Source organism: Bradyrhizobium sp. USDA 10063 (assembly GCF_054063735.1).
Genome location: NZ_JBSSGP010000002.1, coordinates 1 through 16,551, shown reverse-complemented (window position 1 = coordinate 16,551; position 16,551 = coordinate 1). Strand labels below are relative to the sequence as shown.

Genomic DNA, 16,551 nt, shown 5'->3' with positions numbered 1-16,551 from the left:
GTGTGGCGTATGGCTCAGGTCGCAATAATCAGCTTTCTCTTTGGCGCCGTCTTCGGGTTGCGCTTCAAGGTGCTGGTGCTTCTGCCGCTGACGCTTGCGACCGGCGCAATTGCACTCCTGATCGCCCCGATCCTTTCCTTGACACTGGTCGAAAGCCTCACCGGCTTTGCGATCGGTACGCTTGCCCTCCACGGCGGATATCTGTTCGGATCATTCACGCGCTTTGCCATCGCGGCGGCGCGGGCGACACGCGTTGTGGCTCGTCCGCTCAAGACGGCACGCTGACCTTACGGCGCACTTGCGGGTTCGACGGTCACGTCCGCTTCTTTGAAAAGAAGCCAACGAGAGCTATGGTGCCGACTCGGTTCAGGCATTTTTTTGAGCAGTCCGATTGTCCGCCGCCTATTTCGCCCTCCTCTTCGCGCTTGTTTCCACCACCATCCTTGAGCCTTCCAGTTCCGACCTCGCCACCGGGCTCGGATTGGCCGCTGCAGGCGTGTGCCTGCTGGCGGCATCGATGGGCGCGAGCAAGGCCGATCGGGAGCACTTCCTGCGGACGACGACAGACCTGCGCTGGGTGTTGATAGCCATTCCGCTCTGCATCGGCGCGCAATTGATTCCGATCGGGCTGTCGCTGGCCCATCCGATCTGGACCACCACATATGACGCCCTGCAGGGAATCCCCTTCGGATACGTCACGGCCGATTTCGGCCAAACCTTTGGCGCGTTCTTTCTGGCGCTCGCATCTGTCGCGTTGCTCGGGGTGACGATCGTCCTTAGCAGGGATCGTCGCCGGGCCGAAGTCATCCTGTTCGCGTTGAGCGGGCTGACAACACTCGTGGCCGTTTTCAAAATCGTCCCAGACCTCCTGCACGGAACGAGCGTCGCATCGAATCTCTCCGGTTTCGCGACCAGCTTGAGTGGCCTTGGCGTGGCACTCAATCTCGCCGTCATTCAATTGGCCACAGAGCGAGCCGAAACGCGGCACGCTATCATCCGTTCAGTGGCCGTCGGCGTGCTGGGGCTTGCCGGTCTGCTGAGCAACGGCACTGTCGTCATCGGATACTCCAACACGAGCAGCGCGGTTGCCTGCGCGCTCGGCATCGCGTTGTTTCTGCTCATCCTGGCCATCCGCAGGCTGGACCTTTCGGTGCTGGCTGCTACCGCGATTTCCGTGGTCGCGGCCGTTGGCGCGGTCCTTGTTCTGACCTGGATCTTCGAAAAGGGCTCCGGATCGCCGCTGTTGCGGCTTCTGCCGAGCCAGCCGGATGAGACACGCGCGGTGCTCGACCGCCTGTTCGCCGACACGCGCTGGTTCGGTGCCGGCGCCGGGGCGTTCCAGTCCGTCGGCCAGATCTATCAATCCGGCGATGCAACGGGACCGCTCGCCGCGCCGTCCGCGGCAATCGCGATATTCGTGGAAACGGGCTGGATCGGGTTGGCGCTCGCGATGGCGATCGCGCTCTCTCTCCTCACGCGCCTGGTCTCGGGCGCACTGCGGCGTGGCCGCGATTCCTTCTTCCCGGCGGCGGCTGCCGCCTGCCTTTGCTTCGGCCTTGTCCAGGGGTTTGCAGGTCCCGGCCTGCTACGCGCCGGGGCCATCATCTGCCTTGCGGCGATTGTGGGGCTTGGCCTCTCGCAAAGCGTCAGCCAAGCCGCACGATGAGCTTGGATCAGGCGTTGCGATCGCCCAAGGATGCCCAATAGTTGGGATTCTTCGGCATCTGGATCCGCACCCAGCGATAGGGCTTGCGCGACCAGGGCATGATGTTCTGCGTCAGATTGTCGAGGACGAGGTCGCCGCTGGACGTGCGCACGACGACGACCAGATGATGCTCGCCCCAGCTCGTCACGACTTCGCTGAGCAGGACGGCACGGGCCGGCCATCCCCTTGCGATCAGTTCATGGCGCTTGGTCACCGCATAGTCGTTGCAGTCCCCGCTTGCAGGATGCAGCAGCCACTTTTCCCCGGCAAGCCCCTCGAGATTGGCCTCGGGCCGGATCCCGGCATTCACCGAATGGTTGACCTCCTTGAGATCGGCCCACCGCTCGGCGGTGAGCTTCAGCCGCCCGCCTCTGAACGCCATGCGGCGCGGTTTGCACTCCTCCGCATATTTGAGGCAAAACATCGTGAACGCCATCGGCGGCAACGTCGGCGCATCGAACTTGATGTATTGGATCGCGCCGCGAAGCGCCATTGGCGTGCCGACAAAGCCGGCCTTCGCACCGTGCTGCAGCCCGATCGTGAAGATGGCGGCGGCGACCGCCAAGACCTTTGCAACTCCGCGCATTTTGCGCTCCCCCGTTCTTGTTGCGGGCAAGCTACAAGAGAGCTCTTGAGATACGGCTCATTGGCTGCGCGGCCATTTAAGCAAAACGGCCGGAACTTTTTCGGAAACAATTAACAATATCAGTGCGGAATGGGCTCTGCTAAGAGCCGTGGCAGCACTGATCGGCTCCAGAGCGTTTTCGAACGAAGTGGACGCCGGTTCGCGTGAAGAAAACGCGTCAAAACAAGGACCTGGAGCTTCGGTTCTGCTTCAATCGGACCCGCAGCTCTAAGGCACGCAAGTTGGCTTGAGGATGGGTCTGACCCGACGCTTTCGCACCAAGATCAAGCCCCGGCTGCCCGATGGCGTCCGCGTCTATGCGATCGGAGATGTCCATGGACGCGCCGACCTTCTTCAATCGCTCTTAACCGTAATTGACGTTGATCTCGAGCGTTCGGCGCCGGAGCGCGCCATCCAGGTCTTTCTCGGCGATTACATCGATCGCGGTCCGCAATCGCGGGCCGTGCTCGATCTCCTGATCCGGCGCAGCCAAAGTCACGAGACAGTCTGCCTCAAGGGGAACCACGAGGTCTTCCTGCTCGACGCGCTGAAGGACCCCGCCAAGCTCCAGGATTGGCGCCACTACGGCGGCCTGTTGACGCTGATGTCCTATGGCGTGACCCCGACCATGAACCCGACCGCGGAACAGCAGATCGAGCTCATCGAGGGATTGAAGCGTGCCTTGCCGCCCGAGCATCTTGCGTTCATCGAGCAGTTGCCGACATCGTTCACCTGCGGCGATTTCTTCTTCGTCCACGCCGGCGTTCGTCCGGGCGTTTCGCTCGACAAGCAGAACGAGCAGGATCTGCTCTGGATCAGGGATGAATTCCTCAACTCCGAAGAACGATTCGGCAAATACATCGTTCACGGACACACGCCCGTCAGCGCGCCGGATGTTCGGCCGAACCGCATCAACATCGATACCGGTGCCTATGCGACCGGCAACTTGACGCTGCTGACGATACAGGGTGATAGTCTGCTCGCGATTTGAAATTTCAATTGGGCTTTATCCGGCACCGCCCAACAGACGGTGCTCATCCACACATTCAGCCGATGAATCAAATGACCTGGCTCCGCGCGACGGGGACGTGCATGGCGGTGGTATTGATCGCCTATGCCGGCTTCAGCCTGTTCGCGGACCTGAGCCGGTCCAGGCTTCGTGCAGATGACTTGTTCACAGGCCGATTTCAGCCGGAGGCCGGGACGACAGGTTTTGCCTCGACCCTCCTCGCCGCACTGTTTCCCTACGATGGGGATTTTCTCGCTGATCATGCCGTCGCGAAGACCGCGCAGGTTCTGAATCAGCCCGCCCTCGATCCTTCCACCCGGGCGGAGGACAATCAGGTCGCTCAGGACGCCGTCGTGGCCGCACTGAGAGTTTCGCCGATAAGGCCAGTGCTTTGGTTGACCCTCGCAACGTTGAAGGCCCGGACCAACGGTCCAGTCCTTCCCGCCCTGAAGGCCTCGTATCTGACGGGGCCGGTGTCATCCGACGTAGCATTCATGAGGCTTCAGGCCGTCACATCGACTTCGGCCGCCGCGGATGAAGAAATCCGCCTGCTCGCCTTGTCGGATATTCGCTCCGTGCTCTCGAACCGATCCCGCTTCGAAGCTCCGCTCATCGCAGCCTATGTGCAGGCGACTGCGGCCGGCAAAACCCTGCTGATGGAATCCGCGCAGGCCCAGGACCCGATGTTCGGCAATCTGCTGCGGCGTTACTAGTCCTTGGGCGCGTACTCACTAACGCTGAGATGTCGGCTGTCGGGCGCTTGCAGCAACCATTTGCGCGATCCGAGAGTGACGGGCGTTCTGGGAACTGAGACGGCCCCCGGGCATATCTGCCCCTTGGGAACTCCGGCCTATCGTTACTGCAGGCGGTGCCTGTGCTCTTCTGAGGACGACTCAACGCCCTGCACCACGATATAAATGATTTAATTTGACTTTAATTTATATTTAAATGATGTTTATATTTTTCTTGCGACATATGCGCACCGCGACCTCCCGAATTGCCGCGGCGCCATTCCGATTGCACGTGGTCTGATTGAATACGAAGACACGCGAAGGCGTCATACATGCGCCAGCCAATTGATACTGCACCGAGGGACGGAAAAGATATCTGGGTCGAGGATGCGGCCGGCGCCTTTGATATCGCTCACTGGTCGTCTCAGGCGGGCAAATGGGTTTGGAAAAATGGGTATCCAATCAATATCGCGCCGACGCATTGGTATCCGATAACCGAGGATGTGTTTCAAGAAGACGAGCAATCGAGTCCGCGCCGAAAGTTAATGGTGTCCTTGATCGCTGTAATCCTCGTTGCGGCCGCGCTGATCGGTGTGTTCGACCAATTCGGTGAACACGAGGCTTCGGAAACGAGCGAAGCCGGGCGCGCCGTCGGGCTCAACCTGAAGCCTGAGGTCGCCGGGTGGCAAGCGCTTGTTCAGCGCAAGACCACAGCAATCCTCATGCAGGACACCGACGCTTCGCGACAGGTGTTGTTGGCGGGCACGGTGCAGCGTCGCCAAGCGCTCGAAGAAGAGACTTCTCACAGGGACGCGCTGGCGGGCGAGCCGCCGGCGGCCACGTCCGCGGAACTGCAGCACTCGCTTCACCAAGAACGCGAAAGATCCGCCGCACTGACGGCCGAACTCGCAAAAGTCCGCGGCGACCTGGAGACGATGCTGGGACTGTCGAACAAGTTCCAGGACGACGCGATACAGCGCTGGGAGGCAGCCGAAATTGCAGCGGAGGAGCTGCGGCAGTCCCTTCAACAGGAACAGGCCCACGCCGCGGCGCTCGCGAATGAGCTTACCGGAACGCGGCGCGAGATCGAGACCCGGGACGTCCAGTCGCGCGAGGCGGACGACGCGGCCGCGCAACGGAGACAGACGACGGAGCGAGAGATCGCGGAACTGCGGCAGTCGCTGCAGCAGGAGCGGGAAAAGACCGCCGCCCTCGCCCAGGAGGTCGGCGCGGCGCGCCAGGCAATGACAGCCAGTGCCGAGCAACAGCGCCGCGCGCTCGACGAGGCAAAGATGCGTGCCGCGGCACTCGCGAGTGAACTTGCCGGAGCACGCAGCGAAATCGAGGCCCAGGCCGCGCAGTCGCAGAAGGCAGTTGATGAAGCCGTCGAGCAGAAGCACACGGAGGCCACCATCGCGGAACTGCGGCAGTCGCTACAGCAGGAGCGGGAAAAGGCCGTTGCGCTCGTGAATGAGGCCAAGACCGCGCACGCGGCAACGGCAAGCTCCGAGCAACAACGTCGCGCGCTCGAAGAGGCGCAGGCCCGCGCGGCGGCGCTCACAAACGAACTGACCGGGACGCGCCGCGAGATCGAGGCCCGGGACGCAGAGTTGCGCAAGGCGAGCGATGCGGCCGCGCAGCAGAGACAGGCGGCGGAGCGAGAGATCTCCGAACTGCGGCAGTCGCTGCAGCAGGAGCGGAGCAGAACCGAAGCGATGGCAAGGGACCTTGCATCGGCGCGGCGCCCCATCGATGAGCGCGTGACCACAGGGCGCACGATTGAAGGCCCGATTGTGCCGGCGACACAGACCGTGGCAGCGGCCGTATCGGAGCCGCCAACGGCCGCAGACCAGGACAAGGCAGAGGCGGCGCGATTGATCGCGCGCGCCAGCGCGCTGCTCGGCCAGGGCAATATCGGCGCGGCGCGGATCGTGCTCGAGCGTGCCGCCGAGAACGACGATGCGCGGGCAAGTTTCATGCTCGCGGAGACATATGATCCCGTCATTTTGTCCGCCTGGGGCACCTTCGGAACGCGCGGCGACGCGGGTAAGGCGCGAGAGCTCTACGCGAAGGCACACCGTGGCGGCATTCGCGCGGCCAAGGACCGGCTCGACGCGTTGCCGCGGTGAGACGATGAGGTTGTTTGCGTTCACACACGGCGACGCCTGATGCTGCACTTGGTGATAAAGAGGGGGCTGACATGAACACGCTGCGAAGACCACGCTCGTTGCTCCTGCTTGCCGCGCTGGTACCGGTCGCCATGATGCTCCAGCCGGCTGACCTGGACGCACAGACCGCACAACCCTCCAAGGGCAATGCGCAAGTGGTTCGACGGCCCTTCCCGCAGGAAGCCGAAAAAGACCGGATGAACGCCTGGACCGTCGGACTCGCCGGCGGCTTGCTGGAGGGAGCGCCGATACGACTGGCCGCGGAAATGGCCCGCGTCGTCGATGACGGAGCAAACCTGCATCTGCTACCGATCGTCACCCGGGGCGCCACCGAGAATCTGAACTCACTGCTCTATCTGCGCGGCGTCGATACGGCGATCATCAATTCCGACGCGCTCGAAGAGTACAGGATTCAAGTGCCGCAGATCCGAAGCCGCATCACCTACCTGCTCAATCTCTTCCCGTCCGAGCTGCATATTTTCGTGCGACCGGAAATTACGAGCCTGCAGGATCTCGGCGGCAAGAAAGTGAACTTCAACACGCAGGGCACCGCAGCCGCCTATTCAGGACCGCTGATCTTCAGCCGTCTTGGCATCGAGGTCGAGAAGACGTTCATTCCGCATCAGCTCGCCCTGGAACAGATGCGCAAAGGTGAGATGGCGGCCGTGGTGTTTATCACGTCGAAACCGGTCGACGCCTTCGTGCGCGGCCGCTGGGAGGCGGGATTCAAGTTTCTCCCGGTCCATTACGACAGCAAGTTCGAGGACTATTACCTGCCCGCGACGCTGGAGACAAACGAGTATCCCAATCTGATCAAGCAGGGCGAGCGGGTCTCGACCATTGCGGTGCCGACAGCGCTTGTCGCGTTCAATTGGCCGCCGCGGTCGAACCGTTATCAACGCGTCGCGCGTTTTGTCGACTATCTGTTCTCGCGAATCGATCGCCTGCAGGCGCCGGGCTTTGACCCGAAATGGAAGTCGATCAATCTCGCAGCGACCGTCCCCGGACTAACCCGATTCCAGGCCGCGCAGGAATGGTTGGATCGCAAGGCGCGCAGCGCGCAGGCGCCGCAATGAAGACCGCTGCTTTTCCCCTCGCTGTCACGTTCAAGATCGTTTGCGGCTGCGCCTATGCGCAAGGCACGAACGATCCGATGGCAAATCTTCGGGCCTGCTCTGCGATGGAGGGACCAGCCCGGCTGGAATGTCTGGAGAATCTATCACGTAAGATTGCGCCGCCTGGTCGCGCGGCGCCGTACGACAACTGGCTGCTCAGCGAGACCACCTCGCCGGTGGATTACTCGCCGATCGTCACCGCCACCACATTTGCTCGCGGCGGCTCGGATGGCGGGGCGATGCAACTCGCGATCCACTGCCGCAAGGGCCGCACCGAACTCGTGCTCGCGGGACCGGCGGTGTCACGCCGTGCCGAGGAATACGCCATCTCCTACCGCGTCAATGCGGATCCGCCGGTGCAGCTTGCGGCCGCCTCGCCGTCATTCGGGTCCGGCGCCGCCTTCCGGGGCGACGTCGTGCGCTTGCTGCAATCGTTACCCGAAGAGGGCGGCATCGCTGTCCGTCTTTCCACCCGCACCGGCGCGGCTCAGGAGGGGCATTTCCTGCTCGGTGGATTGAAGACCGTGCGCGAAAAACTGGCGGCGGCGTGCAAATGGCCACATGCCGTCGCCAGACCGGGAGACTGATGGTCATGGGACAGGGAGAAGCAAGATGGTCAGAATTGGAAATCTGGCAATAGCCGCCATTGCCAGCTTAGCGATGTCGCTCCTGATTGCGCCGACTGCGCAAGCTCAGATGGACGATCAGGTGAGGCCGCAAGCGAGTAAGCAGTACCGGGTAACCAAGCAGAAGCAGCCGAGCAGGCAGAAGCAGGCGAGCAAGCAGAAGGACGATCAGACGAGCAAGCAGGACCAGGCGAGCAAGCAGAAACTGGTGCTGGTGACAAAACCGGCTGAGATCGCCGCCGGGAAGCCGCATCAATTGCTCCTGCAGGTCAATTCCAACGAACCCGCGATGATGAATCTTGCGCTCAACAATGCGACCAACGTCGCGCAATACTACCGCGATGTCGGTGAAGACGTGTCGATCGAAGTTGTCACTTTTGGCCCTGGCCTTCACATGCTGCGCGATGACACCTCTCCGGTGAAGGCGCGCATCGAGACGCTCGCGATGAGCAACCCGGAAATCTCCTTCAGGGCCTGCGGCAATACGCGAGAGAACATGCGTAAGGCGGAGAACAAGGATATCAACCTCATTCCACAGGCGACGATCGTGAAATCCGGCGTCGTCCGCGTCATGGAGCTGCAGGAGCAGGGTTGGAGCTACGTCAAACTCTGAGACGCCGCTCCAGGCCATGCAGGCAAAGGCCGTCGAGCAACATGTGGCCGGGCCATGGTCCGCGCCATTCCCCATCGCTAAGCGCTTGCCTCGACGGCCAGTTGTGCCCCGTAGCGGACGTGCGAGGCAGCGCGGTTGATACCGGAGCTTTCACCTTCCTTCGATCATCTCGACGAGCTGAATGAGATTGCCGCATGTATCATCAAAGACAGCCATTCTGACAGTGCCTGCATCCATCGGCTCTACTGTGAAATCGACACCAAGGTTGCGCAATCTCTCGAATTCGCCGTCGAGATCGTCCACTTTGAAGGACGCTGCAGGAATTCCATCGTTCACAAGCGATGATTTGTATGGCCCGGCGGCAGGGTGCTCACTCGGCTCGAGGAGGAGTTCGGTTCCTTCCGGGGCCTCCTTCGACACAACAGTCAACCAACGATGAGCGCCAAGTGGGATATCGTGCTTGACGATGAACCCGAGCTTCTCCGTGTAGAAACTCAAGGCTTTGGCCTGATCGTCAACGAGAACGCTCATCACATAGATCCTCATGTCGCACTCCCTTTTCTCAGGTGCTTGTTGAGCCAGGCATCGGCTGCCTTCCGCAGAGGTGCATTGTCGAAAGTATGCATTTTGGTGCGCCCGCTCCAATGCGTCCGGACCAGCCCAGCCCTCTCCAGCATGTCGAGGTGCTGCGAGATCGTTTGTCGCGACAGGCTTGTGCCATCCTCTGCAACCGACGAAGCGCAGATCTCAAACAAGGACTGCCCGGGACGCTTCGCCAAGCGATCCAGGATGCGGCGGCGCAGCGGATCGCCGAGCGCCTTGAAGACATTGTCTAGCTGGTCGTCATCCACGCAAATCAATATGCAGTAATTTTACTGCATGTCAAGTTGCGCGTCGGTCGATCCGCTTGAGGTCGACACAAGTGGAGCGAAAGCGACACGCTGCTCGTCCCTTACCAAGACGCGTCAATTTGACGATGAACAGGTGTTCATGAGCGTGACGAAATGGTCACGGAAGTTTCGTTGAACGGCCTTGTCGATCGCTTACATTTTTCTGACACAGGAGGACTTTCCATGAAGCAATCGCAGCATCTGTTGGATAACGCGGTGACCTGTTCCAAGCTTGCAAAGCGGACAACCGACAAACAGGCGAAAGCTCACTTCAAGCGCATGGAAGATGCTTGGAGGGCTCTGGCGCGAGAGCAGAAGTGGCTCGATGGAGAAATCACGCCAGTCGAAGTGTCCCGGCTTGGCCGCCCGACCGGCGTCGGGCAATCCCTGTCGTGACGAACGGACTGGATTGGCTCCTTCGTCGGTGGGACAGTTGATGACCACCTCGTCGACCGCTCAATTCATCAGCAACTTGTAGGCGGCGATCAGAGCCACCATGGTTGCGAAAATCAGCAGGGCCGGCATGGACTTTCGGATGGCCGGCCTGTCGGAAGAGGTCGCGGCCAGCCGAGCGGGCGGAGGCTTACGCGGTCTCTGAGACTGCACGTTGCCGTTATCCACTGACGTAGCGAGGGCTTCCAGTTCTGGCGCCGCGCCAAGGCCTCCCATCTCGCGATAATAGCTGACGTAGATCTCGCGAACTGCCACCCCTTTCGACTCGGCCTCGCTCATCCGCTCAAGCCTGGCTCGATAATCAAGCAGGAACGCCTGCGCATTTGGAGGCAAGTCATCGAAGCTGCCGAGCTTGGCCATCATAAGCCACGTGGCAAAATCCGCCTCGGCTTTGGAGCGGGCTTTTCGGGCGATGCGGATGCTCGGACGTGAGGCCATGACTATCTGATCGATTTTCAGTACAAAATCGCGGGCATTGATGGCGTTCGTTGGACGGTTCGCCTGGATGTGCGAGTTGTGCAGCCCGGCGTCAAGCACCTCGCTTGGTTCGCTTCTTGCGCAACTCACCTCAGCGTTCCAGACGCCTACCACTTTCCTATAACGTTGCCGTAACTCCTGGCCGGCTTGGCGCGGGGTAACTGCTCAGAGATTTAGTGGAAGCGCCGTCGTGTGTTTCGTCTCCTCAAGAACGACATTCGATTGAGTTTCCCCAATACCCTCGATGGTCACGAGTCGATCACGAATGAAGCTCCTGAAAGCTTCGACGTCGGCAACGCGAACCTGAATAAGGTAGTCGTAGTTGCCGGCCAGCAAATAGCAACCGACAACCTCGGGCAGTTTCCTGACCGCTTCTTCGAACGCGTCGAACGCCCCCGCGGACTGCGTGTTCAAGCGGACATTGACGAATACGGTCAGGCCAAGACCCAAACGCTCGGGGTTGAGAAGCGTGACGTAACGATCGATCACGCCGTCGTCTTCCATGCGCTTGATCCGACGCGCGCAAGGAGTTGCGGACAACCCCACACGTTCGGCGAGTTCCTGCGTGGTTATCCTGCCATTCTCCTGCAGAGCATCCAGAATTTTTCGATCGAACCCGTCAAGCTGAGGCATAATTCACCACCAAATTGATCGACTGTAGAGTTAAGCACTCAAATATTTCAGATCAATTCATAAGATCGCTCAGATTCACTCAACAGTTAGAGATAATGTGCCCGCACGTCCCAATGGCCATGCGAGGTACAAGTGAACGCATTCGAACAGATGGAGGGTTTCTCCAAAGCCACGACACCGGCGCAGCAGGCGCCAATGAATGGCGCAGAAAGCCTTGTGCACACCCTCGTCAGCAACGGGGTGGATGTGTGTTTCGCAAACCCGGGCACGTCGGAAATGCACTTCGTCAGTGCCCTGGACCGCGCACCGGGCATGCGCCCAATCCTGGGTTTGTTCGAGGGCGTCGTGACGGGGGCTGCGGATGGGTATGCCCGCATGGCCGGCAAGCCCGCGGCAACCTTGCTGCATCTGGGCCCGGGACTCGGTAACGGCCTCGCCAACCTGCACAATGCCAGAAAGGCCGGTACGCCTGTCGTCAACATCATCGGCAATCACGCGACGAGCCACCAGCGGTTCGATGCGCCGTTGACCTCGGATGTCGAAACTACCGCTCGGACGGTTTCACACTGGGTCCATGCATCCCGGAACGCGCGCGACGTCGCGGCAGATGTGGCGCGCGCCGTTCAAGCGGCGCGCGCGGCGCCGGGTCAGATTGCGAGCCTGATCTTGCCTGCGGACACCGCCTGGAACGCTGCCGAACGCCCCTACCCGGCACTCCCGGTGAATGGTCCGGCGCCAGTCAGTCATGCCGCCATCCTGCAGTCGGTCGCCGCGCTGCGCAAAGGCAAAACGGCCTTTCTGCTCCGCGGCGAATCCTTGCGCGGCCGAGGATTACAGGCAGCCGGACGTATCGCCGCAGCAACAGGCGCCCGCCTCATCTGCGACACCTTCGCTCCGCGCATCGAGCGCGGCGCGGGCCGCGTGATCGTCGAGCGGTTGCCGTACCGCCCGCTGCCAGCGATCGAATTCCTCTCCGGGATCGAAACGCTGATTCTGGTCGGCACCCAGGCGCCCGTGGCCTTCTTCGCTTACCCCGGCCTGCCGAGCGAGTTGACGCCGCCGGGCTGCAGCCCGCTTGTATTGGCTCAGCCGCACGAGGACGGACCGGCGGCGCTCGAAGCGCTCGCAGAGGTCCTCGGCGCGAAGGCAGCTCCGGTTGTCGCACGCTATCAAATCCCCGATGCGCCGGAGGACGAGCGCGCGCTTTCGAACGAGGCGGTCATGCGCATCGTCGGCCGCTTCATGCCGGATCATGCGATCATCAGCGACGAGAGCCTGACCGCTGGCTTCCCATACTACGGACTCCTCGACACCGCGGCCCCCTGCGACTACCTGCAACTGACGGGAGGTTCTATCGGGGACGGCATCCCCGTCGCCACCGGGGCGGCCGTCGCGTGTCCCGATCGGAAGGTCATCTCGCTGCAAGGAGACGGCAGTGCCATGTACACGCTGCAAGCGCTGTGGACGCAGGCGCGGGAGAGGCTCGATGTGACCACGATCATCTACGCCAATCAGTCCTATGCCGTGCTCCACGAAGAGCTGGAGAAGGTTGGGGCGGAAGAAGGCGCCAGAGCATTCTCGATGCTCGACTTGCACAATCCGTCGTTGGACTGGGTCCATCTTGCTCGAGGCATGGGCGTGGAGGCCGTCCGAGTAGACACCTGCAGAAGCTTCGGCGCCGCGTTCAAGTCAGCGATGAAGGTAAAGGGACCTTTCCTCATCGAAGCTATTGTCTAGCTATCGACGGCTTCCTGCAGCCGGGTTCACCGGCTGGACAAAGGGACAAAATCTTCCTGGCGCCGCGGCTGGTCGATACGGCCGCGGAAGACAAACAACCCCTTGTTGGTTGAGACGACGTCGCCGGTCTGCAAGCTTTCGTCGCTGAGGACGCGCTCGGTGGCGACGAGATCGGGATCTTCGGGAATCGGCATGTAGAGCTCGGGGTGCTCCCTCCGCTCTCGCGCGACTTCCCTCGCCCTTCTTTTCGCGTCCTCGATCCTCTGCCGCCACGCGTTGCGGGATATCTCTGGCTGCAGCGGACCATCGTCCGTGGCGCTGGCCGCTGCATCTTCCTGAGCCTGGGAGAGGCTTGCGCAATCAAGAATGCCGAGCACAAGAACAAGGGTGGCCGCCGCCTTCAATCCGCTCATCTTGCTGCCACCGCGGGACTGGGAGATCGGTGCACGTTTTAATATCGGCTGCCGCTCCCCCGCACGCCGCTTCGAGAAGGAATCGCACGCCGTACCCCAAGCGGAGGAGAAGGTATCTGCGTCGGTACATTGGGCGTCGCGGTCGGACGCGAGGGCTGCGCCGGCGGATTCACCGTGAATACTTGGTTCGAACTTGGGGTCGACGGATCTCTGACCCCCTGCGCTGCGGCGGCGCATGGGATAGTCAGGATAGCCGCAAACAACACTACGCCCTTCATCGCCTTGTCTCCTGAGCGACGAGAAACGCCTAAGCCCGCCTGCGGTTCCCGAAGCTAATATCGCGGGAGTGCGACAAGTTTGCCGTCCCGATACACCCGCTGCACGGCCATGCCCGCGGGCAGGCTGCCGGTTGCAACGTTGCGAATCGTCGTAGGCCGTGACGCGCTCTGGACGGCCTGCGCCTTCTGCGCACGCTGAGAAGCCGACATTGGATAGTTCGGTGGATCCTTGACACCTTGCGCCAATGCGGGCTGCATCAAAGCTGCTGAAAGAACCAGAATTGGCAGGACGCCCCGCATTTCAAGTACCGACTAAACAATGACTTCCCAGAATGTTGCAGGTTTTCGGGCAAAAGCAAGCGCCATATGTACACCGGTCCGCGGGCCATGGGTGGCGGCATCCACAGATCATGCATCGGACTTTGATGCCCGCGCTCTTGCTGCTAGGCAGGGGAAAGATGTTTGATCGATTGCAATGACTGCTTCCGGCGACCCGTCTGACACTTCACAAAATTCGGCGATGAGGGCGCAGTTCATTCGCATCCTCTCCGCACGGGTGCAGTCAGTCTCCACTGATCCGACGCAAATGCGCGAGCTGGTCTATGAACTGGCCCGCATCAGGCTGCTCGAACAATTCGGACATGGCGACGTCAGACATTCGCGGCAGACCATGGAGGTGCTCGAAAGCGCGATCCGCGAGGTTGAACGCATCTTCGCCGAGCAAAGCCAGGACATCGTACCGTCTGCATTGCCCGCCGGCCCAGGCGCGGCCAAGCCAGAATTCCCGCAAGCCGCGCCCTCAAGCGCGCCCGCTCCACCGTTCCTGGCGCGCGCAGCAAGATCACTGCGCGCGATTGCGCTGCCTTCCCCTTTCAACCAATCAAGACGAACAGGCGTCTTCATCCGGCTGGCAGCGGTATTCCTCGTTCTCGCGATCGTTGGCGCGGCCGTCTTCTCTTGGCCATCGGCGCGACCCGGCATCACCGCGCTTCTGCGCCCGCCGCCCCCGCCGGCACCGAGCGCCCTTCCCGCGCCGCGCGAAGGCGCACCGATCGAGCGTCCGCAGGCGGTGGCTGACGCACCGGTCGCTCCCCCTGCCCTCACAGCTGAGCCCAGGTTTCCGCTTCCCAGCACATTCGGCGTTTTTGTCTTGAGCGACGGACAGTTGCAGGAGTTGAAAGTGCTGCCGGGCAAGGTCCCGGATCGCCGGGTCGCCATTTCGGCTGCGATTCCGACGCCGCCCCAGACCAGCGTCCCGAGCGGAGATGTCAAATTCATCACGTTCAGGCCGGAGCTGGGCCCGGATTCCGCCGGTCCGGTCGAAGTTCGCGTCGTCGCCAAAGTCTCGCGCACGATGGGCGTCGACAGCACCGGCAAGGCGAAGATGACGCCGGGCGGCGACTCCTGGGTTATTCGCAGCGCATCCTTTCCGTTCAAGATCGGTCCCGTCGAAGACCAGCCCAAGATGCTGCTGATACAGCCGGAAAACGATAGTCTGGTGCTGTCACCCGGCCGATACGTCCTGGTCGTCAAGGGGATCGGATATGACTTTTCCGTCTCGGGACAGGTGACGGATCCCAATCAATGCGTCGAACGCGTCAACGCTGCGAACGGCGCCTTCTATTCGCCCTGCCCGAGGCGCTGAGTTACTTCGCGTCCTTGGCCGGCTCGGCATCCATCTTGCCGCCGTTCGCGACGCACTTATTGAAGAATTCCCGCTGATCCCTGGCCGTCCCCTTGGCGCTGCCGGAGGCCGGGTTGCCGATCTGGCGCGGAGGAAACGTCTTGGCCACCAGCGCGTCGCAGGCCCGCGCAACCTCGACGGAGATCGCGTGCGCCTGGGTATTGCATGCGCACAAGACAACAAAAGCAGTGATCAAGCCGGCGAGATTGGCCCTGGCCATCATAGCGCAACCCACGTGTCTTACCGATCCGGGACCCGGTTGAAATCTGGTTAATGGTCAGCGCTTCGAGTTCCTGGTCCAGCGCCACTTTCATGCGTGGCATATCAACTCCGAAATCACCAGGCAAACACGCCGGGTCCGGCTGCGAATTTCCCGGTCACCTCACCCTGGCCAAGAACTCGCTCGTGCGGATTGGTACGATGGTGTGCACGCGCAGCCGCGCTCCACTGGTCGGCTCGCTTCTCCAGCGGTCGATGGCGCGACATCACAAGTTCGATCGGGACACACCTGAACGCCCGCAATGCCGCGTCTGGCGTGGCGGGACTCTCGGTCTTGAGGGCACCCGCAAAATAATACAGCCACATTATCATGGCAATAAATATTAATATTATATGCAGCTTTATTTTTATAATGAAATCGGATTATTTATAACCCGCTTTTATTAAATCGAGATTGATCATGAAGGGCATTATCCTCGCCGGCGGGACGGGGTCGCGCCTCTACCCGGCGACGACGGTGGTCTCAAAGCAGCTCTTGCCCGTCTTCGACAAGCCGATGATCTATTATCCGCTGTCGACGCTGATGCTGGGCGGCATCCGCGACATCCTGATCATCTCGACGCCGCAGGACAAGCCGCTATTTCAGCGGCTGCTCGGCGACGGCAGCGAGATCGGCGTGCGTTTCTCCTATGCCACGCAGGAAACACCGCGCGGACTCGCAGACGCCTTCATCGTTGGCCGCGAATTTATCGGCACCGACCCCGTCGCATTGATACTGGGCGACAACATCTTCTACGGGCACGGCCTGCCGGAGATGCTGTCGGCGGCCTCGGGACGCAAGACGGGCGCGACGGTGTTCGGCTATGTCGTCAAGACGCCCGAGCAGTATGGCGTGATTGAGCTCGACCATACCGGCCGTGCACTCTCGATCGAGGAGAAGCCGAAACAACCGAAGTCCAACGTCGCCGTCACCGGGCTCTATTTCTACGACAACGACGTCGTCGACATCGCGGCCAAGGTCAGGCCATCGGCGCGCGGCGAAATCGAGATCACCGACGTCAACAACGCCTATCTCGCGCGCGGCGACCTCTATGTCGAGGTGCTCGGCCGCGGCTTTGCCTGGCTCGACACCGGCACGCATGCTTCGCTGGTCGATGCCAGCTATTTCGTCCAGA

At 61.4% G+C, this 16,551-nt stretch carries 19 protein-coding genes; 12 read left to right on the top strand and 7 right to left on the bottom strand.

The window, feature by feature from the left end:
* Positions 1-9 precede the first annotated feature (9 nt).
* Together ACVJGD_RS02105 and ACVJGD_RS02100 are read left to right on the top strand one after the other, a co-directional pair.
* Positions 10-285, top strand: a complete 276-nt coding sequence (locus ACVJGD_RS02105) for a hypothetical protein (RefSeq protein WP_456632802.1) — start codon at positions 10-12, stop codon at positions 283-285.
* Between the two features lie 106 nt (positions 286-391).
* On the top strand, positions 392-1,666 hold the full coding sequence (locus tag ACVJGD_RS02100; protein ID WP_456632801.1) for a hypothetical protein: 1,275 nt from the start codon (positions 392-394) through the stop codon (positions 1,664-1,666).
* 7 nt (positions 1,667-1,673) lie between these two features.
* Here the strand turns inward: ACVJGD_RS02100 and ACVJGD_RS02095 are convergent, their stop codons facing one another.
* The gene (locus ACVJGD_RS02095; RefSeq protein WP_456632800.1) at positions 1,674-2,291 is read right to left on the bottom strand and encodes a transglutaminase-like cysteine peptidase; all 618 of its coding nucleotides are present in this window, start codon (positions 2,289-2,291) and stop codon (positions 1,674-1,676) included.
* 292 nt (positions 2,292-2,583) lie between these two features.
* Here ACVJGD_RS02095 and ACVJGD_RS02090 point away from each other — a divergent pair, with 292 nt between their 5' ends.
* The 6 genes from ACVJGD_RS02090 to ACVJGD_RS02065 all read left to right on the top strand — a co-directional run bounded on the left by ACVJGD_RS02090 (position 2,584) and on the right by ACVJGD_RS02065 (position 8,592).
* Positions 2,584-3,321 (top strand): metallophosphoesterase family protein, encoded by a 738-nt coding sequence (locus ACVJGD_RS02090; protein ID WP_456632799.1) that lies wholly within the window; start codon positions 2,584-2,586, stop codon positions 3,319-3,321.
* Positions 3,322-3,422: 101 nt separating this feature from the next.
* Positions 3,423-4,052 (top strand): hypothetical protein, encoded by a 630-nt coding sequence (locus ACVJGD_RS02085; RefSeq protein WP_456632798.1) that lies wholly within the window; start codon positions 3,423-3,425, stop codon positions 4,050-4,052.
* Positions 4,053-4,402: 350 nt separating this feature from the next.
* Complete coding sequence (locus ACVJGD_RS02080; RefSeq protein ID WP_456632797.1) at positions 4,403-6,199, top strand: hypothetical protein; 1,797 nt, start codon at positions 4,403-4,405, stop codon at positions 6,197-6,199.
* A 71-nt stretch (positions 6,200-6,270) separates the two neighbouring features.
* Entirely contained in the window at positions 6,271-7,314 is a 1,044-nt protein-coding gene (locus tag ACVJGD_RS02075; protein WP_456632796.1) for a TAXI family TRAP transporter solute-binding subunit, read from the top strand.
* The gene (locus ACVJGD_RS02070; RefSeq protein WP_456632795.1) at positions 7,311-7,940 is read left to right on the top strand and encodes a hypothetical protein; all 630 of its coding nucleotides are present in this window, start codon (positions 7,311-7,313) and stop codon (positions 7,938-7,940) included. Before ACVJGD_RS02075 ends, ACVJGD_RS02070 begins: the two co-directional genes overlap by 4 nt.
* A 25-nt stretch (positions 7,941-7,965) precedes the next feature.
* Positions 7,966-8,592 carry a DsrE family protein gene (locus ACVJGD_RS02065; protein ID WP_456632794.1) on the top strand — a complete coding sequence of 209 codons (627 nt, stop codon included), beginning with the start codon at positions 7,966-7,968 and terminating at the stop codon, positions 8,590-8,592.
* A 150-nt stretch (positions 8,593-8,742) separates the two neighbouring features.
* On the opposite strand, the gene ACVJGD_RS02060 is transcribed toward ACVJGD_RS02065, so the two are convergent.
* Together ACVJGD_RS02060 and ACVJGD_RS02055 are read right to left on the bottom strand one after the other, a co-directional pair.
* Positions 8,743-9,138 (bottom strand): VOC family protein, encoded by a 396-nt coding sequence (locus tag ACVJGD_RS02060; RefSeq protein ID WP_456632793.1) that lies wholly within the window; start codon positions 9,136-9,138, stop codon positions 8,743-8,745.
* The gene (locus ACVJGD_RS02055; RefSeq protein WP_456632792.1) at positions 9,135-9,443 is read right to left on the bottom strand and encodes an ArsR/SmtB family transcription factor; all 309 of its coding nucleotides are present in this window, start codon (positions 9,441-9,443) and stop codon (positions 9,135-9,137) included. The genes ACVJGD_RS02060 and ACVJGD_RS02055 overlap by 4 nt, the downstream gene beginning before the upstream one ends.
* A gap of 222 nt (positions 9,444-9,665) precedes the next feature.
* Here ACVJGD_RS02055 and ACVJGD_RS02050 point away from each other — a divergent pair, with 222 nt between their 5' ends.
* Positions 9,666-9,878: a hypothetical protein gene (locus ACVJGD_RS02050; protein WP_456632791.1), complete on the top strand. Its 213-nt coding sequence runs from the start codon at positions 9,666-9,668 to the stop codon at positions 9,876-9,878.
* Between the two features lie 60 nt (positions 9,879-9,938).
* Here the strand turns inward: ACVJGD_RS02050 and ACVJGD_RS02045 are convergent, their stop codons facing one another.
* Positions 9,939-10,373: a hypothetical protein gene (locus tag ACVJGD_RS02045; RefSeq protein ID WP_456640139.1), complete on the bottom strand. Its 435-nt coding sequence runs from the start codon at positions 10,371-10,373 to the stop codon at positions 9,939-9,941.
* 204 nt (positions 10,374-10,577) lie between these two features.
* Positions 10,578-11,045 (bottom strand): Lrp/AsnC family transcriptional regulator, encoded by a 468-nt coding sequence (locus tag ACVJGD_RS02040; RefSeq protein ID WP_456632790.1) that lies wholly within the window; start codon positions 11,043-11,045, stop codon positions 10,578-10,580.
* Between the two features lie 132 nt (positions 11,046-11,177).
* Here ACVJGD_RS02040 and ACVJGD_RS02035 point away from each other — a divergent pair, with 132 nt between their 5' ends.
* Entirely contained in the window at positions 11,178-12,782 is a 1,605-nt protein-coding gene (locus ACVJGD_RS02035; protein WP_456632789.1) for an acetolactate synthase large subunit, read from the top strand.
* Between the two features lie 26 nt (positions 12,783-12,808).
* Here ACVJGD_RS02035 and ACVJGD_RS02030 read toward each other — a convergent pair whose 3' ends face one another.
* Positions 12,809-13,195: a hypothetical protein gene (locus ACVJGD_RS02030; protein WP_456632788.1), complete on the bottom strand. Its 387-nt coding sequence runs from the start codon at positions 13,193-13,195 to the stop codon at positions 12,809-12,811.
* A gap of 798 nt (positions 13,196-13,993) precedes the next feature.
* Between ACVJGD_RS02030 and ACVJGD_RS02025 the strand changes: the two genes are divergently transcribed.
* Positions 13,994-15,118 (top strand): hypothetical protein, encoded by a 1,125-nt coding sequence (locus tag ACVJGD_RS02025; RefSeq protein ID WP_456632787.1) that lies wholly within the window; start codon positions 13,994-13,996, stop codon positions 15,116-15,118.
* Position 15,119: 1 nt separating this feature from the next.
* Here the strand turns inward: ACVJGD_RS02025 and ACVJGD_RS02020 are convergent, their stop codons facing one another.
* Positions 15,120-15,380: a hypothetical protein gene (locus tag ACVJGD_RS02020; protein WP_456632786.1), complete on the bottom strand. Its 261-nt coding sequence runs from the start codon at positions 15,378-15,380 to the stop codon at positions 15,120-15,122.
* Between the two features lie 456 nt (positions 15,381-15,836).
* Here ACVJGD_RS02020 and rfbA point away from each other — a divergent pair.
* Positions 15,837-16,551, top strand: a 715-nt coding sequence (rfbA, locus tag ACVJGD_RS02015; RefSeq protein WP_456632785.1) for a glucose-1-phosphate thymidylyltransferase RfbA, incomplete at its 3' end; no start/stop codon positions are given.